25 protein-coding genes and 1 tRNA gene are annotated in these 19,627 nt (G+C 64.8%); 12 read left to right on the top strand and 14 right to left on the bottom strand.

Annotated features, from left to right (window positions below):
- Window positions 1-89: 89 nt before the first annotated feature.
- Window positions 90-512: a nucleoside-diphosphate kinase gene (gene ndk, locus JAO75_RS08530; RefSeq protein ID WP_199048305.1), complete on the bottom strand. Its 423-nt coding sequence runs from the start codon at window positions 510-512 to the stop codon at window positions 90-92.
- A 168-nt stretch (window positions 513-680) separates the two neighbouring features.
- On the opposite strand from ndk, the gene JAO75_RS08525 reads away from it, so the two are divergent.
- The gene (locus tag JAO75_RS08525; RefSeq protein WP_199048303.1) at window positions 681-1,085 is read left to right on the top strand and encodes a DUF2147 domain-containing protein; all 405 of its coding nucleotides are present in this window, start codon (window positions 681-683) and stop codon (window positions 1,083-1,085) included.
- A 125-nt stretch (window positions 1,086-1,210) separates the two neighbouring features.
- Here JAO75_RS08525 and JAO75_RS08520 read toward each other — a convergent pair whose 3' ends face one another.
- On the bottom strand, window positions 1,211-1,918 hold the full coding sequence (locus JAO75_RS08520; RefSeq protein ID WP_199048301.1) for a glutathione S-transferase N-terminal domain-containing protein: 708 nt from the start codon (window positions 1,916-1,918) through the stop codon (window positions 1,211-1,213).
- Between the two features lie 189 nt (window positions 1,919-2,107).
- Between JAO75_RS08520 and JAO75_RS08515 the strand changes: the two genes are divergently transcribed.
- Entirely contained in the window at window positions 2,108-2,359 is a 252-nt protein-coding gene (locus JAO75_RS08515) for a hypothetical protein (RefSeq protein ID WP_199048300.1), read from the top strand.
- 97 nt (window positions 2,360-2,456) lie between these two features.
- Complete coding sequence (locus JAO75_RS08510; RefSeq protein ID WP_199048299.1) at window positions 2,457-2,678, top strand: hypothetical protein; 222 nt, start codon at window positions 2,457-2,459, stop codon at window positions 2,676-2,678.
- A 321-nt stretch (window positions 2,679-2,999) separates the two neighbouring features.
- Here JAO75_RS08510 and JAO75_RS08505 read toward each other — a convergent pair whose 3' ends face one another.
- The 3 genes from JAO75_RS08505 to JAO75_RS08495 form a co-directional block, all read right to left on the bottom strand.
- Entirely contained in the window at window positions 3,000-3,365 is a 366-nt protein-coding gene (locus JAO75_RS08505) for a cupin domain-containing protein (protein ID WP_199048298.1), read from the bottom strand.
- A 319-nt stretch (window positions 3,366-3,684) separates the two neighbouring features.
- A complete protein-coding gene (locus JAO75_RS08500) occupies window positions 3,685-4,146 on the bottom strand; it encodes a GNAT family N-acetyltransferase (RefSeq protein ID WP_199048297.1) in 462 nt (153 codons plus the stop codon).
- A complete protein-coding gene (locus JAO75_RS08495; protein ID WP_199048296.1) occupies window positions 4,143-4,784 on the bottom strand; it encodes a glutathione S-transferase family protein in 642 nt (213 codons plus the stop codon). Before JAO75_RS08495 ends, JAO75_RS08500 begins: the two co-directional genes overlap by 4 nt.
- A 103-nt stretch (window positions 4,785-4,887) precedes the next feature.
- Here JAO75_RS08495 and JAO75_RS08490 point away from each other — a divergent pair, with 103 nt between their 5' ends.
- Complete coding sequence (locus JAO75_RS08490) at window positions 4,888-5,292, top strand: DUF4345 domain-containing protein (RefSeq protein WP_199048447.1); 405 nt, start codon at window positions 4,888-4,890, stop codon at window positions 5,290-5,292.
- Window positions 5,293-5,301: 9 nt separating this feature from the next.
- Here the strand turns inward: JAO75_RS08490 and JAO75_RS08485 are convergent, their stop codons facing one another.
- The 4 genes from JAO75_RS08485 to gatB all read right to left on the bottom strand — a co-directional run bounded on the left by JAO75_RS08485 (window position 5,302) and on the right by gatB (window position 8,669).
- Window positions 5,302-5,937: a LysE family translocator gene (locus tag JAO75_RS08485; RefSeq protein WP_199048295.1), complete on the bottom strand. Its 636-nt coding sequence runs from the start codon at window positions 5,935-5,937 to the stop codon at window positions 5,302-5,304.
- 33 nt (window positions 5,938-5,970) lie between these two features.
- On the bottom strand, window positions 5,971-6,498 hold the full coding sequence (locus tag JAO75_RS08480) for a GNAT family N-acetyltransferase (RefSeq protein ID WP_199048294.1): 528 nt from the start codon (window positions 6,496-6,498) through the stop codon (window positions 5,971-5,973).
- Window positions 6,479-7,129, bottom strand: coding sequence for a GDSL-type esterase/lipase family protein (locus JAO75_RS08475; protein ID WP_199048293.1), 651 nt, complete (start codon window positions 7,127-7,129; stop codon window positions 6,479-6,481). The genes JAO75_RS08480 and JAO75_RS08475 overlap by 20 nt, the downstream gene beginning before the upstream one ends.
- 64 nt (window positions 7,130-7,193) lie before the next feature.
- On the bottom strand, window positions 7,194-8,669 hold the full coding sequence (gene gatB, locus JAO75_RS08470) for an Asp-tRNA(Asn)/Glu-tRNA(Gln) amidotransferase subunit GatB (protein WP_199048292.1): 1,476 nt from the start codon (window positions 8,667-8,669) through the stop codon (window positions 7,194-7,196).
- A 221-nt stretch (window positions 8,670-8,890) separates the two neighbouring features.
- Here gatB and JAO75_RS08465 point away from each other — a divergent pair, with 221 nt between their 5' ends.
- Window positions 8,891-9,217, top strand: coding sequence for a hypothetical protein (locus tag JAO75_RS08465; protein WP_199048291.1), 327 nt, complete (start codon window positions 8,891-8,893; stop codon window positions 9,215-9,217).
- A gap of 157 nt (window positions 9,218-9,374) precedes the next feature.
- Window positions 9,375-9,902, top strand: coding sequence for a hypothetical protein (locus JAO75_RS08460; RefSeq protein WP_199048290.1), 528 nt, complete (start codon window positions 9,375-9,377; stop codon window positions 9,900-9,902).
- Here the strand turns inward: JAO75_RS08460 and JAO75_RS08455 are convergent.
- From JAO75_RS08455 to JAO75_RS08440, 4 genes are all read right to left on the bottom strand, one after another.
- Window positions 9,899-10,207 (bottom strand): hypothetical protein, encoded by a 309-nt coding sequence (locus JAO75_RS08455; RefSeq protein ID WP_199048289.1) that lies wholly within the window; start codon window positions 10,205-10,207, stop codon window positions 9,899-9,901. The genes JAO75_RS08460 and JAO75_RS08455 overlap by 4 nt on opposite strands.
- On the bottom strand, window positions 10,204-11,718 hold the full coding sequence (gene gatA / locus JAO75_RS08450) for an Asp-tRNA(Asn)/Glu-tRNA(Gln) amidotransferase subunit GatA (protein ID WP_199048288.1): 1,515 nt from the start codon (window positions 11,716-11,718) through the stop codon (window positions 10,204-10,206). Before gatA ends, JAO75_RS08455 begins: the two co-directional genes overlap by 4 nt.
- Before the next feature lie 115 nt (window positions 11,719-11,833).
- A complete protein-coding gene (gene gatC, locus JAO75_RS08445; RefSeq protein WP_199048287.1) occupies window positions 11,834-12,121 on the bottom strand; it encodes an Asp-tRNA(Asn)/Glu-tRNA(Gln) amidotransferase subunit GatC in 288 nt (95 codons plus the stop codon).
- Window positions 12,122-12,363: 242 nt separating this feature from the next.
- Window positions 12,364-13,065: a metal-dependent hydrolase gene (locus JAO75_RS08440; protein WP_199048286.1), complete on the bottom strand. Its 702-nt coding sequence runs from the start codon at window positions 13,063-13,065 to the stop codon at window positions 12,364-12,366.
- Between the two features lie 129 nt (window positions 13,066-13,194).
- Here JAO75_RS08440 and JAO75_RS08435 point away from each other — a divergent pair, with 129 nt between their 5' ends.
- The 5 genes from JAO75_RS08435 to ruvX all read left to right on the top strand — a co-directional run bounded on the left by JAO75_RS08435 (window position 13,195) and on the right by ruvX (window position 18,293).
- Window positions 13,195-14,457 carry an ABC transporter substrate-binding protein gene (locus JAO75_RS08435; RefSeq protein ID WP_199048285.1) on the top strand — a complete coding sequence of 421 codons (1,263 nt, stop codon included), beginning with the start codon at window positions 13,195-13,197 and terminating at the stop codon, window positions 14,455-14,457.
- Window positions 14,458-14,459: 2 nt separating this feature from the next.
- Window positions 14,460-15,431 carry a carbohydrate ABC transporter permease gene (locus tag JAO75_RS08430; protein ID WP_199048283.1) on the top strand — a complete coding sequence of 324 codons (972 nt, stop codon included), beginning with the start codon at window positions 14,460-14,462 and terminating at the stop codon, window positions 15,429-15,431.
- Window positions 15,428-16,252 (top strand): carbohydrate ABC transporter permease, encoded by an 825-nt coding sequence (locus JAO75_RS08425; protein WP_199048281.1) that lies wholly within the window; start codon window positions 15,428-15,430, stop codon window positions 16,250-16,252. The genes JAO75_RS08430 and JAO75_RS08425 overlap by 4 nt, the downstream gene beginning before the upstream one ends.
- Window positions 16,253-16,267: 15 nt before the next feature.
- Window positions 16,268-17,398: an ABC transporter ATP-binding protein gene (locus JAO75_RS08420; protein ID WP_199048279.1), complete on the top strand. Its 1,131-nt coding sequence runs from the start codon at window positions 16,268-16,270 to the stop codon at window positions 17,396-17,398.
- A 334-nt stretch (window positions 17,399-17,732) separates the two neighbouring features.
- Window positions 17,733-18,293, top strand: coding sequence for a Holliday junction resolvase RuvX (ruvX, locus tag JAO75_RS08415; protein ID WP_199048277.1), 561 nt, complete (start codon window positions 17,733-17,735; stop codon window positions 18,291-18,293).
- Window positions 18,294-18,367: 74 nt separating this feature from the next.
- On the opposite strand, the gene JAO75_RS08410 is transcribed toward ruvX, so the two are convergent.
- Window positions 18,368-18,922: a calcium-binding protein gene (locus JAO75_RS08410; RefSeq protein WP_199048275.1), complete on the bottom strand. Its 555-nt coding sequence runs from the start codon at window positions 18,920-18,922 to the stop codon at window positions 18,368-18,370.
- 451 nt (window positions 18,923-19,373) lie between these two features.
- Here JAO75_RS08410 and JAO75_RS08405 point away from each other — a divergent pair.
- Window positions 19,374-19,447: transfer RNA gene (locus tag JAO75_RS08405), tRNA-Gln, on the top strand.
- Window positions 19,448-19,627 lie beyond the last annotated feature (180 nt).

Below are 19,627 nucleotides of genomic sequence, written 5' to 3'. Positions count from 1 at the left end.
ACCCGGCCATTTCAGAGATTCACTTGAATGAGGTCATTCCCTCACCCGGCTGCTGACGCAGCCACCCTCTCCCACCCGGGAGAGGGTTTTTACCCGACGATCTCGTTGCCCGAGAAGAACTGGGCGATCTCGATCTTGGCGTTGTCCTGGCTGTCGGAGCCGTGGACCGAGTTCTCGCCGATGGACTTGGCGTAGAGCTTGCGGATGGTGCCTTCGGCAGCGCTCTCCGGATTGGTGGCGCCCATGATCTCGCGGTAGCGGAGCACGGCGTTCTCGCCTTCCAGAACCTGCACGACGACCGGGGCCGAGATCATGAAGTCCACGAGCTCGCCGAAGAAGGGACGCTCCTTGTGGACCGCATAGAAGGTCTCGGCCTCGCGGCGGCTCATGAGGATGCGCTTCTGGGCGACGATGCGCAGGCCGGCCTTCTCGATGACGGCATTGATGGCGCCGGTGAGGTTACGCTCGGTCGCGTCGGGCTTGATGATGGAGAAAGTGCGCTCGGTGGCCATGACAGCTCGCTTCTATTTATGAGGGGAAATGGTGAAGTGGGGCGCTTATAGCGGCGAGCCCCCTGTGCCTCAAGGGCCTTTTGGCCCTGCCCGCTTGGAAAGCTTAACCGCCTCCCCTAGTCTCTTCCACGAGCGGTCCGCTGAAGACCGACCTTAAGGGAGTTCCCCATGAAACAAACCATCCTCGCCCTCGGCCTCGTCATGCTGGCCCTTCCGGCCTCCGCCCAGCCGGCGGACCCGAGCGGCACCTATTTGAGCGAAACCGGCGAAACCCGAGTGCGCATAGCCCGGTGCGGCGGCGCCTATTGCGGCACCATCATTGCCGTTCAGGGCGAGGCCAAGGACGTGAACAACCCGGACCCGAAACTGAAGGGCCGGAACCTGGTCGGGGTCCAGATGATCTCCAACATCCAGCCCTCGGCCGAGGGCTTCACCGGCCAGCTCTACAACTACAAGGACGGCAAGACCTATTCCGGCAAGATGAGCTTTGCCGGCGGCAAGGCCATGCAGCTCTCCGGCTGCGTCCTGGGCGGGCTTATCTGCCGCTCGCAGACCTGGGCCAAGGTGAATTGAGGCCTTAGCTCACCTATTCAACCTGCGTCATGGCCGGGCTTGTCCCGGCCATCCACATCTTTGAACCACTGCGCCATTAAGACGTGGATGCCCGGCACAAGGCCGGGCATGACGAGCAGTGAACCTCACCGCGCCTTCTGGCCGAACAGCACGGCCTGCACGGCCGGGTCGGTCAGGTCGGTCTTGGTGCGGTCCTCCGCCCCGACCGCGATGCCGCGCTGGGCGGCCGGGCGGGCGAGCACCGCTTCCAGCCAGCGCTTCACATGCGGGAAGTCCTCGATGTTCTGGCCCTGGCGCTCCCAGAGCTTCGCCCAGGGGGCGATGGCCATGTCGGCGATGGAATAGGCACCGGCCACGAATTCCCGGTCCGCGAGGCGCTGGTTCAGCACGCCGTAGAGGCGGTTGGTCTCGTTGGTGTAGCGGTCGATGGCGTAAGGCACCTTCTCCGGCGCATAGATGCGGAAATGGTGGGTCTGGCCGAGCATGGGGCCGAAGCCGCCCATCTGCCAGAACAGCCACTGATCGACCTCGACGCGCCCCCTCTCGTCCTGCGGATAGAACTGGCCGGTCTTGCGGCCGAGATATTGCAGGATCGCGCCGGACTCGAACACGGAGATCGGCTCACCGCCCGGCCCGTCATGATCGACGATGGCGGGCATCTTGTTGTTGGGGGAGATCGTCAGGAAGTCCGGCTTGAACTGGTCGCCCTTGCCGATGTTCACCGGGTGGATCGCATAGGGCAGCCCGCATTCCTCGAGCATGATGGTGATCTTCCACCCGTTCGGGGTGGGCCAGTAATAGAGATCGATCGGGTGCTGCGCGGAAGCCGCCATGAAACGCCTCTCTTTAGGTTACAACACGGGTTTGCGCCGGAACGTTAAGCCATAAGATTGGCCCTGGCACCCTCGCCCGCAATGAAAATCCTACGAAATCGACGCATGGCAGCTCAACGGGGCTTGCATGTTGCCGCGCGCCGATTCAGAAATCTTATAACGTAAATAAATCGCTGTGGGGGTGATTCGATGATGAACCGAATAGGAAACGCGGCTCTTGCTGCCGCCATGACTTTCGCGCTCGCCGGCGCCGCACAGGCCACCGAGACCAAGCCGAAGAAGGAGCCGACCGCGGCCCAGATGGCCGCCCGCGAGCGCATGAGCAAGTGCAGCCTCGAGTGGAAGGAAGCCAAGGCCAGCGGCAAGGTCGCCAAGGACATGAAGTGGCCGGCCTTCTGGAGCGCCTGCAACAAGCGCCTGAAGGACGGCACCAAGGCCTGACAAAGCCTGCATCATCGGGCTCGAAGGTGACGGCCACTTTTGAGACTCGCCCGATGCTCGTCCTTTGACGAACGCCTCGATTGGACAGGAGCTCTCCATGAATTGGCTATCCCGCATCATCGGCAAGCAAGCCGCTTCCGGCGGCAACTACATTCCGGCCCAGCAGGCGCTGTTCATCCGCCTCGACAGCCATTCCCTTCCCGCTGCGATCTACGAGGAATACAGCCTCTCCGGCTTCGAAAGCCAGCTCGAGGTCGCCCTCGGGGACCTCGGCGAGATCGACGGATATGCGCGCGGCGAAGCAGATACGATCATCTAACTCTATGGTCGTGATGCCGAGGCCATGTACTACGCCATCGAGCGGGTCCTGAAGACCCATCCGCTGGCGCAGGACGCGAGCGTGACGATCCGCAAGGGCCCTCCCGGCACCGCCCGGCACGAGATCCGCACGCTCAACTGATCGGCCGACTGGTTCAGCGGCAAGCCTTTCAGCCTCATCTTCGGGGCACTTGCGACCGCGGACGAGGACAGGCGTTTCGTAAAGGAATGCTCGGATCGCTCCCCATCTCGTCCCGATCTATCGATCGCGGGAGAATGGTGACGAAACGACCATCGCAGCGTTCTCTGACCCGTTGGGCCGTCAGTGCTGGTGTTCGGGTGGAGCGAACAAGATCAACTCCGCGCGCTCATTGCCTTCGACGTATGCGTCGTGGCCGGGTGGGATCTCGAAGAAGTCGCCGGCGCCGATGTGCGTCTCAATGCCCGTATCAACCATGCGAACCACAAGCTTGCCGCCAATGCAGTAGCCAGTGTGGCGCATCGGACATGAATCGGGTGAGCCGAGCAGCGGCTTCTCGTCGGCCTCCCAGGTCCAGCCTGGTTCGAAGACGGCGTGCATGCCAGCTGTGCCATCAGCCATCTTGATAATGGAAATTCGGCCGTGCTCCTTCATGTCGAGGAGTTGGTCGGGGCTCTCAAAGCGCCTGATCTCAATGGCAGGGGACATCTCATAACCCTCCGCTGTGAAAGAGAGGAATGCTGCGGAGATGAGTATCGAAGAGCTTTCGAGTCAGCACAACCGGCCATGCCGCAAACCTGTGGCGGTATTTCGAGATAGGTACCCCACGCGGATCCGTCCGGCTCCTAATCAGCTGCACACGTCGCCGTCTGGGTGCGGCAGTCCCACCAACTAGAGCATCGTGCGGACCCAGCGGGCCGCGCCAGCGAAAAGTGGATCCGGTTTTCCGGGTCACACGATGCTTTTATCCAAGAAGAAAGCATCGGATGGATCCCAAAGGTGCAAGAACACTTTTGGGTCCGATGCTTTAGCCGAGTTTCTTCTTGAAACCTTCATGGCTGCGCGTGAATCCGAGGCGCTCATAGAAGCGGTGGGCGTCCCCCCGGGTCTTGTTGGAGGTCAGCTCCATGGCGCGGGCGCCGTTCTCACGGGCGTGTTCTTCTGCGAAGACCATCATCCGGGCGCCGATGCCGGTGGAGCGCCATGCGGCCTTCACCTTCACGCTCTCCACCTTCACCCGCAGAGCGCCGCGTCCCGTGAGGTTGGGGATGAAGGTGAGCTGGAACGTGCCGACGATCTCGCGGCCATCGACCGCCACGAACAGCCGGTTCTCGGGGCTGCGCTCGATCGCGGCGAAAGCGGCCTCGTAGGCAGGCCGGGTTTCGGGCGACCAGAGATCGCCGTGGGAGCCCAGCTCGTCCTCCTCGTGCAGGCGGATGATCGCTTCGAGATCGCCCGCCTGCGCTTCGCGGATCAGGAGATCGCTCATGCGGCGGCGCGGCTTTCCATGGGCAGAAGATCCTTGGGCTTCCTGCATCCATCGAGCGCCTCGAAGCGCGCCATCCAAGCCGTCACCGCCGGATAGGGCGCGAGGTCGATCTCGGCGTCGCCCGCATAGGCCAGCACGCCGTAAATATCGATGTCGGCGATAGTGACCCCCTCGCCCACGATCCAGTTCCGTCCCGCGAGGTGCTGGTCCAGCACCTGGAGGGCGGATTGGGCCTCGGCCGCATACATCTCCAGAACCTCGGGGCCGCCCTTGCGGAACCCGGCCTTGATGCCGCGGGTGCGGTAGATCGCCGGCGCCAGGCGGTCGAAGTCCCAATAGAGCCACTCGCGCGCCTGCAGGCGCTCGTCGAGCGTCGCGCCGCCGAACTTGCCGAGGGTATCGGCCAGGTATTCCAGGATCGCGGCGGACTGGCACAGATGCCGGCCGTTGTTGCGGTCAACGAGGAGAGGCACCTGCCCGTAACGCTGCTTCGACAGATAGCCGGGCTGCTTGTGCTCCCCGCCTCTCAGGTTCATGTGCATGTAGTCGAAGGGCTCGCCCGAGAGCGTCAGCAGCAGGCCGACCTTGTAGGTCGGCCCGGACAAGGCAATTCCGTGAAGCTCGAAACGTGTCGGCATCGTCCATCCCCCGAAGAAAATTCTGTTGCGCAGACACTAGAAGATTGTGTCTCAATCGTGAAGAAGCGGAATCCAGAAAACCTGAGGAGATCCCATGCCCGGCATGGCACGTGAGCGAAAGCTGCTGCAGCAGGCCGTTGCCGTCGTGGCGGTCATCCCGGTTGCAACGGGGCTCTACGGCGTCCTGTTCGGGCAGGCGCTGACGGGCGATGCGGTGAGCATCTCGGCGGAGAGCCACTTCCGCTACCTGTCGGGCCTGCTGCTCGGCATCGGCCTGTGCTTCTGGAGCACCCTGCCCTCCATCGAGATCCACACCGGCCGCTTCCGGCTGCTCACGCTGGTCGTGGTCATCGGGGGCTTGAGCCGCCTCATCGGCCTGGGGCTCACCGGCCTGCCCTCGCTCTTCATGCTCGGCGGCCTGGTCGTCGAGCTCATCGTCGCGCCGGCGCTGTGCCTGTGGCAGACGCGGGTGGCCAACCGCTACGCGGAGGAATACGGCGTCGCCTGACGCAGCGCGTCAGGCCCTCAGCTCGCGCACGCCATCGACGAAGACCTTCGCGCCGATGGCGCCGAAGACGGCGCCGAAGCTTCCCTCGATGATGCGGAAGAAGCGGGCATAGGCCCGCATGGCGACACCGGTCGAGAAGATCAGCGCGTAGGTGCCGTAGATGATCATGGCCGACGCGGAAGCTCCGACTCCGATGGCCAGGAACTGGAGCGTCGAGAGGCTCAGGGACGCCAGATACATCGAGATCGCCACCCACTTCAGGGCCGCCTTCGGATTGGTCATGACGACGAACAATCCGCGGCGGTAGGCTTCTCCCGCCGGGATGGCGGCGCGCTCCGGGTTGGGCTTTCTGGCGGATGGCGCAAACGCCGTCCGCAGGGCGCGCAGGCCCAGATAGACGAGATAGCCTCCACCCAGAAGGCGCATCGCGGTGATCGCCTGCGGGAAAGCCTTGAGGAGCGCGCCGATCCCGAGCGCAAACAGGATGGACCAGATGAACACCCCCGTGGCGATTCCCGCCGCCGCGATGGCGCCGGGCCCACGCCCGCCGCCCAGGGCGATGGAGGACACGGCCATGAGGTTCGGGCCGGGCGATACCTGCGCAAGGATGATTCCGGCAAAGACGCCCGCCACCTCTAACATCATGGACGCTGCTCCCATCCTGTGATCCGCACCCGCTCAGGCCGCACTCTGGATGCTTTCAAGGCTCTTTTCAAACCGGTATTCCGCCGATTGCGAAATATCCGCCAGCTGACGCTGTTCCCCGGCCTGCACATAGCCCAACCTCGCATAGAGGCGGTGCGCCGTGACGAAGCGCGTGTCGGACCACAGAACCATGCGAGCCGCGCCGTTGCTGCGCGCATGCGCCTCGGCCCGATGAACGAGGCGCGAGCCCAAGCCGCGTCCGCGCTGGTCCGGGCGCACGTAGAGCCGGTGCAGTTCCGCCGTTCCGCTGTCCGGAAAATCGACAGCCACGCAGGCACAGACGCGACCGCGCTCGTCCTCGACGGCCCAGAAGGCGCCGCCGGTCTCGCGATAGGCGGTGCCGGGTGCGCGCAGGTCCGGCAGATCCTCATGCGGATCGACGAAGCAGCCGGGATAGTCCACATAGCAGATCGCGATCAGGCCGAAGAGATCCTGCCTGTCGCTGTCGACGACGGGACGGATGACAGCAAGGTCCTCAATGTTACGCGCCGCGTTGGTCACCGCCCCTCCTCGCCGTCACGGTGGCGATCGTTCGTTCGAGCATGTCGTGCAGCCGGCGATAGGCCCCTGCCGACAGGTGAATGCCGTCCGTCGTAACGCCTGCTTTCGCGGCGCCGTCCCCGTCGGCAAAAGCCCGCTGCAGATCGACGATGGCCACGGCCCGGCCTTTCGCCGCCTGCACCATGCGGCGGCTCAAGGATGCCATGGCGTCCTTCGCATAGAAGCCCGTCAGGCGCTTGCCCGCCTCGATGGGCGGCGGGGTCATCACGACGAGCGGCACGGCTGCCTCCTCGAAGTGACGGAGGATGGAATCGAAGTGCCGCATCACACCGTCGAGCGCATCGTCCGTACAGCCCTTCTTGGCATCGTTCGTGCCGACGAGCAGCATGGCGAGCCCGGGACGGGCCGATTGCAGGAGAAGCGGCACCCGCGGCTCCAGGGCCTCGGTCCAGATGCCGGAATAGCCCGCGTTCAGCACGGGCAGCGATGCGATGCGATTCCAGTAGAAACCTTCGACGAGGGAGTCGCCGACGAACAGAAGGCCTCCGGCCCCCACGGCGGCGCGGTGCGAGCCGATCACGATGTCCCGGATCAGCCAGTGCGGCGCGAAGGGGTTGGGCTGCGAGGTCACAGGTTCGGTGCCCTGCGGGAGCCCCGACGGGCGCGGCTGCGTTCCGCCGGGATGGCCAACGGCCTTACTCGATCCCGAGCTTCTTCTTGAGGATGTCGTTGAGGGCCTGCGGGTTGGCCTTGCCGCCCGTGGCCTTCATGGTCTGGCCGACGAACCAGCCGAGCAGCGTGGGCTTGGCTTTCGCCTGCTCCACCTTGTCGGGGTTTGCCGCGATGATCTCGTCCACGGCCTTCTCGATGGCGCCAGTGTCGGTCACCTGCTTCATGCCACGCGTTTCCACGAGTTCGCGCGGGTCGCCGCCTTCCGTGAAGACGATTTCGAACAGGTCCTTGGCGATCTTGCCGGAGATCACGTTCTCGCCGATGAGCTCGATGATGGCGCCGAGCTGGGCCGCCGAGACCGGCGTCTCCGAGATGTCCTTGCCTTCCTTGTTCAGGCGGCCGAACAGCTCGTTGATGATCCAGTTCGCCGCGGCCTTGCCGTCGCGGCCCTTGGCCACCTCCTCGAAGAAATCGGCGGAGCTGCGCTCGGCCACCAGCACGCTCGCGTCATAGGGCGAGAGGCCGTAATCGGCCATGAAGCGCGCCTTCTTCTCGTCCGGCAGCTCCGGCAGACCCTTCGCCAGGTCGTCCACATAGGCCTGGTCGAACTCGAGGGGCAGCAGGTCCGGGTCGGGGAAGTAGCGGTAATCGTGCGCCTCTTCCTTGGAGCGCATGGAGCGCGTCTCGCCCTTGCCCGGATCGTAGAGGCGGGTCTCCTGCTCGATGGTGCCGCCATCCTCGATGATCGCGATCTGGCGCCGCGCCTCGACCTCGATGGCCTGGCCGATGAACCGGATGGAGTTGACGTTCTTGATCTCGCAACGGGTGCCGAGCTCGTCGCCCGGGCGGCGCACGGAGACGTTCACGTCGGCGCGCAGGTTGCCCTTGTCCATGTCGCCGTCGCAGGTGCCGAGATAGCGCAGGATCGTGCGCAGCTTGGTCACGTAGGCGCGCGCCTCGTCGGCCGAGCGCAGGTCCGGCTTCGACACGATCTCCATGAGGGCCACCCCGGAACGGTTGAGGTCGACGAAGCTCAGGGTCGGGTGCAGGTCGTGGATCGACTTGCCGGCATCCTGCTCCAGGTGCAGGCGCTCGATGCGCACCGTGATGGTCTCGCCGGTCTCCGGCACGTCCACGATCACCTCGCCCTCGCCCACGATCGGGCTTTTGTACTGGCTGATCTGGTAGCCCTGCGGCAGGTCCGGATAGAAGTAGTTCTTGCGGTCGAAGGTGCTGCGCAGGTTGATCTCGGCCTTGAGGCCGAGCCCCGTGCGGATGGCCTGGCGCACGCATTCCTCGTTGATCACGGGCAGCATGCCGGGCATAGCCGCATCCACCAGCGAGACGTTGCTGTTCGGATCGTTGCCGAAGGCCGTCGAGGCCCCGGAGAAGAGCTTGGCCTGGCTCGTCACCTGGGCATGGATCTCCATGCCGATGACGATTTCCCAATCGCCTGTCGCGCCCTTGATGAGCTTCTTAGGGTTGACCGGAGCGTTCATGAGCCTTGCGCCTTTAATTCTCAGTGTTTGAAGCCCGGAGTACGAGCGGCGCTTGAACCGGTCAACCCCCTTCAAGATGAACGGGTGTTCAGATTGATTGCCGGTTTGTTAAGTTGAGAAATAATTTATGCACAGATTTCGAGAATAATTGCCACGCTCCTATGAAACCGCTCCCCGCATCCGGCGTTGTTCGGGAGGTAAAACGGTCAAGGAGTTTCAAAATGGCTATGGATCCCATGGATCGCGAACCCAACGTCTACAATCGTGAGACGAACGTCTACGATAACAGCAGCCGTGGTTCGAACACTCTTGCCTACGTGATCGGCGGTCTTGTTATCGCTCTCGGCCTGCTGGCCTTCCTCTTCTATGATGGCGGCGACGAGCCGACGACCACCGGCGCAGTCGGCACCCAGACGGAAACCGTTGCACCGGGCGCCGTCGGTGGCCCCACGACCGCTCCGGTGACCCCGGTCACGCCGACGACCCCGGCGGCTCCTGCTGCTCCGGCAGCTCCGGCTGCCCCCGCGGCCCCGGCCAACCCGCAGTAATCGCGTCTCGCGTCACAACTGCGCAGGATGGGCCTGACCTCACGGTCGGGCCCATTCCTTTTGGGCTCCGCACCGCTATGCTGGCCCCGGAACCAAGGGCAAGCTCGAGCGATTGCGCTTGGGAGTGTCCCACCGGCTGCATGTCAGGAGGCCAACCATGGCGAACAAGTCGAGCTTCACCCCTGAGGAATGGTCCCGCCTCGTGGCAAGCCCCGTGGTGGCCAGCATGGCGATCACCGCGGCGGATCCGGGCGGGCTCTGGAGCCTGCTGCAGGAATCCATGTCCAGCGGCTGGGCCCTGCTCGAGGCCAAGCAGGACGCCCAGGCCACGCCCCTGGTGAAGGCCGTGGCCGACGACATCGCCAACACCGAGACGCGTAACGCCGTGCGCGACTCCTTCCAAAGCCAGTTCAAGGGCAGCCAGTTCGCCGATGTGAAGCGTAAGGCCATCGAGGAGCTTCATGGCGTCTCGGTGCTTCTCGACGCCAAGGCGCCCGACGAGGCGGCCGCCTTCAAGTCATGGCTGTGGAGCGTCGCCCGTAAATCGGCCGAGGCCGGCAAGGAGGGCGGTTTCCTGGGCTTTGGAGGCGTGGCCGTCAGCGACGCCGAAAAAGCGACGCTCTCGGACATCGCAGCGGCACTCGGCAACCCGGCCGGTTCCGGTGCAGGGCTCGCCGAAACCTAGCGCTTCGACAGACGGTGGGCCGCATAGGCGCCGCTCGCCCAGAGCATTGCGGCGACCAGCCGGACCGGGAAGAGCGTCAGCCCGTCCGAGCGGACCGGCGCGATCCACGGCAACCCGAGGCTGCTGATCGCCCAGGACACCAGGACCGACCCGCCGAAGGCGGCCAGCGCGACGATCATTACCTTGCCGAACTGGTCGGCCTTCCAGCCGAGCCAGACCGCGATCAGAATCAGCACCGGATCGAAGGCTGCGGGCAGCCAGTCCCAGAGGGTGACGACGGGAACGGTGGGACCCACTGGGCTCAAGCCCACCAGGCCTGGGGCAGCCTGATGCGGCCGGCGGAATCCTCGATTACCTGACCGGCGGCGAAGAGGGTCTCCTCGTCGAAGGCGCGGCCGATGAGCTGGAGGCCCAAGGGCAGCCCCTGGGCGTCCAGCCCGGCCGGCACGGCGATGCCCGGCAGGCCGGCCATGTTCACGGTCACGGTGAAGATGTCGTTGAGGTACATCTCGACCGGGTCGTCGGAGCCCTTCTCGCCGATGCCGAAGGCGGAGGACGGGGTGGCCGGGGTCAGGATGGCATGCACGCCTTGGGCATAGACCTCCTCGAAGTCCCGCTTGATCAGGGTGCGCAGCTTCTGGGCCCGAACGTAATAGGCGTCGTAATAGCCCGCCGAGAGCACATAGGTGCCGATCATGATGCGGCGCTTGACCTCGCGGCCGAAGCCGGCGGCGCGGGTCTTCTCGTAGAGGTCGGCGATGTCGCGGCCGTTCTCGCGCAGGCCGTAGCGCACGCCGTCGTAGCGGGCGAGGTTCGAGGACGCCTCGGCCGGAGCGACGATGTAATAGGCCGGCAGCGCGTACTTGGTGTGCGGCAGCGACACCTCGACGATCTCGGCGCCGGCCGCGCGCAGCCATTCCGCGCCCTGGTGCCAGAGCTGCTCGATCTCCGGCGACATGCCGTCGATCCGGTATTCCTTGGGAATGCCGATCTTCAGGCCCTTCACGCCGCGGGAGATGGCGGCCTCGAAGTCCGGCACCGGCAGATCCACGCAGGTGGTGTCCTTCGGGTCGGGGCTGGCCATGGAGCGCAGCATGATGGCCGAGTCGCGCACCGTGCGGGTGATCGGGCCGGCCTGATCCAGCGACGAGGCGAAGGCCACCGTGCCCCAGCGGGAGACGCGCCCGTAGGTCGGCTTGATGCCGACCGTGCCCGTGAAGGCCGCCGGCTGGCGGATAGAGCCGCCGGTATCGGTCGCGGTGGCGCCCAGGCACAGATGCGCCGCGACGGCCGCGGCCGAGCCGCCCGAGGAACCGCCGGGGACCAGATGGGTGCCCTCGATCCGGCCGGAAGCGCCCGCGCTCACGTTCGAGCCCTCGCGCCGCCAGGGCGACACGACCGGCCCGAAGGCGCTGGTCTCGTTGGAAGAGCCCATGGCGAACTCGTCCATGTTGAGCTTGCCGAGCATGACGGCGCCGTCGTTCCAGAGGTTCCGGGTGACGGTGGATTCGTAGGGCGGGTTGAAGTTGCCGAGGATCTTCGAGCCGGCGGTGGAGACCACGCCTTCGGTGCAGAACAGATCCTTGATGCCGAGCGGGATGCCCTCGAGCGCCCCGGCCTCGCCCTTGCCGATCCGTTCGTCGGAGGCCTTGGCCATGGCGAGCGCCTTCTCAGGCGTCTCGAGCACATAGGCGTTGAGCGCCCTCGCCTTCTCGATGGCATCCACATGGGCCTTCGTGAGCTCGGTGGCGGAGAAGGTCTTGGCCTTCAGGCCGTCGCGGGCCTCGGCAATCGTGAGATGGGTCAGTTCGGTCACGGGATCATCCTGTCATCCCGGACGGGGCGGAGCCGCGATCCGGGAACGTCTGGAAGCAATAACTGGTTTGAGCGATCCCGGCTCTCAAGCTGGCGCTGCGGCCGGGATGATGTCGCTACTCGACGACTTTGGGCACCAGGAAGAAGTGGTCTTCCGTGGCGGGGGCGTTCCGGACGATCTTCTCCGGGTAGCCGCCGTCGGTCACGCCGTCCTGGCGCTTCTTCATGACCATGGGGGTCACGGAGGTCATCGGCTCGACACCGTCGACGTTCACCTCGTTGAGCTGCTCGACGAAGGAGAGGATCGCGTTGATCTCGCCCTGGAGATGGGGCACCTCCTCATCCGTCACGGCAATGCGCGCCAGATGGGCGATGCGGCGGACCGTTTTTTCATCGACCGACATGAATGGTCATACCCCTTGGATATCTGCTGGCCGGCCTATAGCACCCGCCCGCGCCGGGGGGCAACGGCGGATGTGGAGCTCGGTGTCATTCCCGGCCGGAGATGGCGGAGCCATCGGAGGGGAAGGGAATCCATGGCGCTGCGCCTGATCGTGGATCCCCTTCCCTCGCCTGCGGCTCGCCGGGGATGACAGCCCACCGTCATGCCCGCAACAAGTGCGGGCATGACGACAGAGGATTTCGCTTAAACCGTCACGCCCACCGTCTTGTGCGGCACCACCACCTGGACGCCCTTGCCGTCCATGGCGGCCACGAAGCGGTCCGCATCGGGCAGGATCATGGGGAACGAGCCGTAATGGCAGGGGATGGCCGCCTTGGCGCTGCCGAAATAGCGCTCGACGGCGAGGGCCGCGACCTCCGGGCCCATGGTGAAGCGGTCGCCGATGGGCACGATCACCACGTCGGGCTGATGAATCTCCGCGATCAGCGCCATGTCGCCGAAAATGTCGGTGTCGCCCATGTGGTAGACAGTCGGCTCGCCCGGCGCCTTCACGATCATGCCGTTGGCGCTGCCGAGCGGAAAGTTCACGTCCATCTCCACGAGACCCGCCGAGTGGTCCGCCCGCACGAGGGTGACGGTGAAGCCGCCCTGGTCCGTGGTGCCGCCCGTGTTCATGGGATCGAAGGTCTCGACACCCTGCTTGGCGAGATACATGCACAGCTCGAAATTCGTCACCACCTTGGCGCCGGTCGCCTTCGCGATCTCGACGGTGTCGCCCACGTGGTCCCCGTGGCCGTGGGTGAGAAGGATGTGGGTGACGCCCTCGGTGATCTTCGCCCTGTCGCCCTCGAAGGCGGGGTTGCCCGTGAAGAAGGGGTCGATGAGCACGGCCTTGCCGGCGAAGTCGAGCCGGAAGGCGGAATGTCCGAACCACGTGATTTTCATGAGAGATTCCTGTTGCTGAGAGCGTGAAGATGGGGCGCCGGCGACGTACTGCCATGTTTCATTGGAACAAAATGGCCGCTCGCGACTTATCTTCTTCAAGCTAAGCAATAACGACGGAGGAGGATAGCCATGTCCCGTATGTTCGCCACTCTCGCCGCCGCAGCCGGACTGCTCGTGTCCACGGGCGCTTCGGCCGTCGAGATCTCCCTTTCGTGCAGTGCCCTCGGCAAGGAATACGAGGTCTGCAAACAGGGGGCCGACGCCTGGGCCAAGAAGACCGGCAACACGGTCAAGATCGTCTCTACGCCGAACTCCGCCACCGAACGCCTCGCCCTCTACCAGCAGCTGCTGGCCGCCGGCGCCGGCGACATCGACGTGTTCCAGATCGACGTGGTCTGGCCCGGCATCCTGGGCGAGCACTTCAAGGATCTGACCGCGCAGGCCAAGGGCCTCGATCAGCACATCCCGGCCATGTCGGACGTCGCCCGCGTGGGCGGCAAGGTGGTGGCCATGCCGTGGTTCGCGGATGCGGGCCTTCTCTATTACCGCAAGGATCTGCTGGAGAAGTACAACCGGCCCGTCCCCAAGACCTGGGCCGAGCTGACGGAGACCGCCCGCATCATCCAGGAAGGCGAGCGCAAGGCCGGCAAGAACGACTTCTGGGGCTATGTCTGGCAGGGCCGCGCCTATGAGGGCCTCACCACCAATGCGCTGGAATGGATCGCCTCCAACAACGGCGGCACCATCGTCAACGACACCGGCGAGGTCACCATCGAGAACCCGAACGCCGCGGAGGCCTTGAAGACCGCCGCCGGCTGGGTCGGCACCGTCACGCCCGAGGGCGTCCTCAACTACACGGAGGAGGAATCCCGCGGCGTCTTCCAGGCGGGCAACGCCGCCTTCATGCGCAACTGGCCCTATGCCTGGGCTCTTGCGCAGGGTGCCGACAGCGCCATCAAGGACAAGGTGGGCATCGCGCCCCTTCCCATGGGCGGAGCCGATGGCCGACACGCCGGAACGCTGGGCGGCCAGCTCCTCGCCGTGTCCAAGTACTCGAAGAACGCCGATGCCGCGACGGACCTCGCCATGTACCTGACGGGCCAGGAGGAGCAGAAGCGCCGGGCCATCGAGGGCTCCTTCAACCCGACGATCCTGAGCCTCTACGAGGATGCCGAGATCACCAAGGCGAGCCCCTTCATCGGCAGCCTGCGCGATGTGTTCGCCAATGCGGTGCCGCGCCCCTCCGGCGTCACGGGGGAGAACTACAACAAGGTCTCGACCGAGTTCTTCAACACCGTGCACCAGGTGCTGTCGAAGCGCGCCGAACCCGCCCAGGCGCTCACCCGCCTCGACCGTGACCTGAAGCGGATCAAGCGCGACGGCTGGAAGTAGGCATGACCAGCGCCGTTGCTCAGGCAGACGTCCCCGTGCCGCACCAGGCACGGGGACGCCGTTCGTCGCTGACGCGCTCGCGCCTTCGCTCCGCATGGCTCTTCATCGCGCCGAGCCTGATCATCCTGGCGTTCATCGCCGGATGGCCACTGGCGCGGACGATCTGGTTCAGCTTCACCGATGCGGACCTCAATAACCTCAACGACTACGAGTTCATCGGCTTCGAGAACTACCTGGCCAATTACGACGGCGAGTGGCTCGGGCTGCTGACGGATCCCGACTGGTGGCACTCGGTGTGGAACACGGTGTGGTTCACCGCCGTGTCCGTGTCCATCGAGACCGTGCTCGGGATCGTCGTGGCGCTGATCCTCAACGCAGCCTTCCCGGGCCGCGGGATCATGCGCGCCATCATCCTCATTCCCTGGGCCATCCCCACCGTTGTCTCGGCCAAGATGTGGAACTGGATGCTGCACGACCAGTTCGGCGTCATCAACGACATGCTCCTGCGCCTCGGCCTGATCGCCGCGCCCATCACCTGGACGGCCAATCCCGACACGGCGCTCTGGACCGTGGTCATGGTCGATGTGTGGAAGACGACGCCGTTCATGGCGCTTCTCATCCTCGCGGCGCTGCAGATGCTCCCCGGCGACATCTACGAGGCGGCGAAAGTCGACGGCATCCATCCCGTGCGGGTGTTCTTCCGCGTGACCCTGCCGCTGATCCGGCCGGCGCTGATCGTCGCCATCGTGTTCCGGGCGCTCGATGCCCTGCGCGTGTTCGACCTGATCTATGTGCTGACCGCCAATTCCCGCGACACCATGTCGATGTCGGTCTATGCGCGACAGCAGCTCGTCGACTTCCAGGAGGTGGGTGTCGGCTCGGCCGCCTCGACGCTGATCTTCCTCATCATCGCGCTGCTCATCGTCGTCACCCTGGCGGCGGGCCGCGTCCGGCTCGGGGAGGATCCGCGATGAAAGTGCTCACCCGCATCGGCTTCTGGCTTCTGGTGGCGGCCGTCGGCCTCTTCGCCCTGTTTCCGTTCTACTACGCGGTCGTCTCGTCCTTCCGCTCGGGCGCCGAGCTGTTCTCCGTGGCGTATCTTCCGGAGCGGTTAGACCTGTCCAACTACGTGGCCGTTTTCGACCGCCAGCCCTTCGGCCAGAACATCCTCAACTCGGTCATCGTCGCGGCCACCGTGGTGGCCCTGTCGCTGGCTTTGGGCATCACGGCGGCCTACGCGTTCGGGCGCATCGCGTTTCGCGGCCGCGCGCTGCTGCTCATGACGATCCTTGCGGTCTCCATGTTCCCGCAGGTGGCGGTGCTGTCGGGCATGTTCGAGCTGATCCGCAGCTTCGGGCTCTACAACACCCTGCCCGGCCTGATCCTCGCCAATCTCATGCTCACCCTGCCCTTCACGATCTGGGTGCTCACCACCTTCATGCGCGAGCTGCCCAAGGAGATCGAGGAAGCGGCCTTCGTGGACGGCGCGACGCCCTGGATCGTGGTCAGGCGCGTGTTCCTCCCGCTCATGGCGCCGGCCGCGGTGACCACGGGGCTTCTCGCCTTCATCGTGTCGTGGAACGAGTTCCTCTTCGCCCTCACCTTCACCCTCACCAACGAGCGGCGCACCGTTCCGCCCGCGATCGCCCTCATGACGGGCTCCTCGGCCTATGAGCTGCCCTGGGGCACGATCATGGCGGCGTCCGTCATCGTGACCCTGCCGATCATCGCCCTGGTGCTCGTGTTCCAGCGCAAGATCGTGGCGGGCCTCACGGCCGGCGCGGTGAAGGGATAAAACGGGAAATTCTCAATGGCTGACGTCATTCTCAAGAACGTGCAAAAATCCTTCGGCAGGGCGAAGGTCATCCACGGGGTCGATCTCGACATCCGCGACGGCGAGTTCGTGGTGTTCGTCGGGCCCTCCGGCTGCGGGAAGTCCACGTTGCTTCGCCTCATCGCGGGCCTGGAGGACATCACCGGGGGCGATCTCTTCATCGGTGGCGAGCGGGTGAACGACCTCGCGCCCGCCAAGCGCGGCATCGCGATGGTGTTCCAGTCCTATGCGCTCTACCCGCACATGAACGTCTACGACAACATGGCCTTCGGGCTCGAGCTGGCGAAATCCTCGAAGGCCGATATCGACGCCAAGGTGCGCGAGGCCGCACGCCTGCTGCAGATCGAGCCGCTGCTCGAGCGCAAGCCGCGCCAGCTCTCCGGCGGCCAGCGCCAGCGCGTCGCCATCGGCCGCGCCATCGTGCGCGACCCGAAGGTGTTCCTGTTCGACGAGCCGCTCTCCAACCTCGACGCCGCGCTTCGCGTCCAGACCCGCATCGAGATCGCCAAGCTCCACACCGACACCCGCGCGACCATGATCTACGTGACCCATGACCAGGTGGAGGCGATGACGCTGGCCGACCGGATCGTGGTGCTCCATGCAGGCCGCATCGAGCAGGTGGGCACGCCGCTCGAACTCTATCACCGCCCGGCGAACCTGTTCGTCGCGGGCTTCATCGGCTCGCCGCAGATGAACTTCATCGAATGCACCGTTGCCGGGGTCGGGCCGGGCGAGGTTCTGGTGAGCCTGCCCGGCGGCGGCACCCTTGCCGTTCCGGTGCAGCCGGACGGCGTGCAGGCCGGTGAAGCCGTTACCCTCGGCATCAGGCCGGACCATGTGAGGATCAGCGCCGACGGCGCCCTGACCGGCCGGGTCGAGCTGGTGGAGGAGCTGGGCGAGAACCATCTTCTCTATGTGGATGCGGGCCAGGGCCGCCGCCTCACCGTGCGCGAGCCCGGCGACGCGCGGCACGAGGCGGGCTCGACCGTGTCGCTCGACCTCGCCCGCGAGTTCTGCCACCTGTTCCGGGGCACCGGCGAGGCCCTGCGGTCCCGGACGAACGCCACAAGCCCGACATCCCCCGATCTGGCGAGCAGCGCCGCATAAGCCCTGCTGTCATTCCCGGCCGGAGATGGCGTAAGCCATCGGAGGGGAAGGGAATCCATGGCGCTGAGGGTGCGAGTGGATCCCCTTCCCTCGCCGACGCTCGCCGGGGACGACAGCCTCGTGGCCAACACGGGGCTTTTGATGGCACCCACTCCGTCATGGCCGGCCTTGTGCCGGCCATCCCGATCCTGAAAGGCGCGGTGCTTCATTGACCGAGATCACCGGCACAAGGCCGGTGATGACGAAGGAGTATGGAGATTCGGCTCTCCGCCTCGACGCCGGGCGACTTCCTCTATACTGGCTGTGATCCGCGAGGCTGAGGAGGAGGCTGCCCATGATTTCCAAGGACGACGAACTGGTCGCCTTCATCGACGGCCTGCCGGCGCGCTCGCGCCTCATGGGGCTCGACCTCGGCACCAAGACCATCGGCCTCGCGCTCTCCGACGTGGAGCGCCGGATCGCGACGCCGCTGGAGACGATCAAGCGGGTGAAGTTCACCCCCGATGTGGGGCGCATCAAGGACCTGGCCGCGCGCTACGACGTCGGCGGCCTCGTGTTTGGGCTCCCGCTCAACATGGACGGCACGGAGGGCCCGCGCTCGCAGGCCACCCGCGCGTTCATCCGGAACATGAAGCCCCTGCTGCCCCTGCCTGTCCTGTTCTGGGACGAGCGCATGTCCACCATGGTGGTGACCCGCACCCTCCTCGATGCGGACGCCTCCCGGGCCAAGCGGGCGGACGCGGTGGACAAGATGGCCGCAGCCTACATCCTCCAGGGCGCGCTCGACCGCTACGAGCGGATCGCCGCCGACGCGGCCGATGCGGAGGACGAGGCCGCCGCGAGAGCCGGCCTCGACATGGAAACGCCGCCCGGAGGCGGCGCGTTGGATGAGTAGGAACTGTTGAGAACGAGAGCCGGCCGATGAGGAGCCTCGCGAACTCCCCTTCGACCGGGTTTGCTCCCAATACCTCAGAAAACGATGAAGTCCTTGTAGGTCATCTTCAGGTTCTTATCGAGGGTCGCGAACTGCACTGCAGCCTTCGACCCGGTGCCATCGGGATCATAGAGCAGCGCGCCCGTGCCCTTGTTATAGATGATGCGGTCGTTCGAATCATGAGCCTTCGATCCGGCCCAGAAGGCAGCCGACGACATCACCCCATTCGACGAGGCGGCAACTTTGAAGATGCCCTTCCAGAGCATGATGGTGTCATACTTGACGCTGAAATCGGTGACGACGTCGATCGTGCTCCTCGACGCCCTGCTCTCGAAGGCGAAGAAGTCATAGCCCGAACCGCCGGTCATGGTATCGCGCCCTGCACCGCCGCTCATGACATCGTTGCCGCCATCGCCAAAAATTCTGTCGTTTCCCGTTCCGCCATCGATCAGGTCGGCTCTGCCCCCACCTCTGACGGTATCGTTGCCGCCGCGGGCGTCTATGATGTTCGTCCTGCTGTTGCCAGTGATCGTATCGGCCGAGGACGTGCCTACAGCGTTGCCATCCGAATCGAGCGAAATCCTAGCCATTAAAAATTTTCCTTCCCGTATCCAATCCGCAGCCAATCCTTTTGCTCTCGCAATAAGATCTGCGCATCCAAAAAGCAACGATATAAGAACTATAGGACACGATCACTCTGCACTGCGAATATTTGCATGAGGATCGTTGAGTTCTCGCTGCGAATAAAGCGCTTCTATAATCTGCCTCAACGTCAAGCTGTGCGGTTGCGCACGCGCCCTCCTGCTGCCCCGCAACTGAGGGTCCGTTCTTGCGAAAGCCCAGGGCGGAAATGCTGCCGGCATCGTACGCCGGAAGGAGCCTTCGAAACGGACTGGACGAGCAAAAGCGCAGAAACACGACGATTTCGAGGCTTGACGACACGCCAAAAGCCCCCTATCTCACCGCCACCACAGCGCTGGCCGACTAATCTTCGCCTCCCGCGAGGCAGACTTAAAAGATTAGAGATTTCAGTTGGTTCGGTGGGGGATAGTTTAATGGTAGAACAGCGGACTCTGACTCCGTTAGTCTTGGTTCGAATCCAGGTCCCCCAGCCACTCGATCTCAGCGTACCCCCCTCATAAAGGCTTGATATTGTTGACCAAACCTGACTTCGCAAGGCGAAATCCGGTATTTTCGTGTTGCGTAACAGGGTGTCATTATTAACTGTTGGCGTCGCTTGTCGCACCGCTAGGGTGATATGACGGTGATATGAGGGGTGTTATCGAACCTTCACC

Source organism: Microvirga splendida (genome assembly GCF_016427565.1).
GTDB lineage: Bacteria > Pseudomonadota > Alphaproteobacteria > Rhizobiales > Beijerinckiaceae > Microvirga > Microvirga splendida.
The sequence above is the reverse complement of the archived record's forward strand: the minus strand, read 5'-3'. Positions and strand labels throughout refer to the sequence as shown.

Coding starts and splice junctions, on each gene's coding strand:
- ndk (WP_199048305.1), bottom strand. CDS start 512: ATGGCCACCGAGCGCACTTTCTCCATCATCAAGCCCGACGCGACCGAG.
- JAO75_RS08525 (WP_199048303.1), top strand. CDS start 681: ATGAAACAAACCATCCTCGCCCTCGGCCTCGTCATGCTGGCCCTTCCG.
- JAO75_RS08520 (WP_199048301.1), bottom strand. CDS start 1,918: ATGGCGGCTTCCGCGCAGCACCCGATCGATCTCTATTACTGGCCCACC.
- JAO75_RS08515 (WP_199048300.1), top strand. CDS start 2,108: ATGATGAACCGAATAGGAAACGCGGCTCTTGCTGCCGCCATGACTTTC.
- JAO75_RS08510 (WP_199048299.1), top strand. CDS start 2,457: ATGAATTGGCTATCCCGCATCATCGGCAAGCAAGCCGCTTCCGGCGGC.
- JAO75_RS08505 (WP_199048298.1), bottom strand. CDS start 3,365: ATGTCCCCTGCCATTGAGATCAGGCGCTTTGAGAGCCCCGACCAACTC.
- JAO75_RS08500 (WP_199048297.1), bottom strand. CDS start 4,146: ATGAGCGATCTCCTGATCCGCGAAGCGCAGGCGGGCGATCTCGAAGCG.
- JAO75_RS08495 (WP_199048296.1), bottom strand. CDS start 4,784: ATGCCGACACGTTTCGAGCTTCACGGAATTGCCTTGTCCGGGCCGACC.
- JAO75_RS08490 (WP_199048447.1), top strand. CDS start 4,888: ATGGCACGTGAGCGAAAGCTGCTGCAGCAGGCCGTTGCCGTCGTGGCG.
- JAO75_RS08485 (WP_199048295.1), bottom strand. CDS start 5,937: ATGATGTTAGAGGTGGCGGGCGTCTTTGCCGGAATCATCCTTGCGCAG.
- gatB (WP_199048292.1), bottom strand. CDS start 8,669: ATGAACGCTCCGGTCAACCCTAAGAAGCTCATCAAGGGCGCGACAGGC.
- JAO75_RS08465 (WP_199048291.1), top strand. CDS start 8,891: ATGGCTATGGATCCCATGGATCGCGAACCCAACGTCTACAATCGTGAG.
- JAO75_RS08460 (WP_199048290.1), top strand. CDS start 9,375: ATGGCGAACAAGTCGAGCTTCACCCCTGAGGAATGGTCCCGCCTCGTG.
- gatC (WP_199048287.1), bottom strand. CDS start 12,121: ATGTCGGTCGATGAAAAAACGGTCCGCCGCATCGCCCATCTGGCGCGC.
- JAO75_RS08440 (WP_199048286.1), bottom strand. CDS start 13,065: ATGAAAATCACGTGGTTCGGACATTCCGCCTTCCGGCTCGACTTCGCC.
- JAO75_RS08435 (WP_199048285.1), top strand. CDS start 13,195: ATGTCCCGTATGTTCGCCACTCTCGCCGCCGCAGCCGGACTGCTCGTG.
- JAO75_RS08430 (WP_199048283.1), top strand. CDS start 14,460: ATGACCAGCGCCGTTGCTCAGGCAGACGTCCCCGTGCCGCACCAGGCA.
- JAO75_RS08425 (WP_199048281.1), top strand. CDS start 15,428: ATGAAAGTGCTCACCCGCATCGGCTTCTGGCTTCTGGTGGCGGCCGTC.
- JAO75_RS08420 (WP_199048279.1), top strand. CDS start 16,268: ATGGCTGACGTCATTCTCAAGAACGTGCAAAAATCCTTCGGCAGGGCG.
- ruvX (WP_199048277.1), top strand. CDS start 17,733: ATGATTTCCAAGGACGACGAACTGGTCGCCTTCATCGACGGCCTGCCG.
- JAO75_RS08410 (WP_199048275.1), bottom strand. CDS start 18,922: ATGGCTAGGATTTCGCTCGATTCGGATGGCAACGCTGTAGGCACGTCC.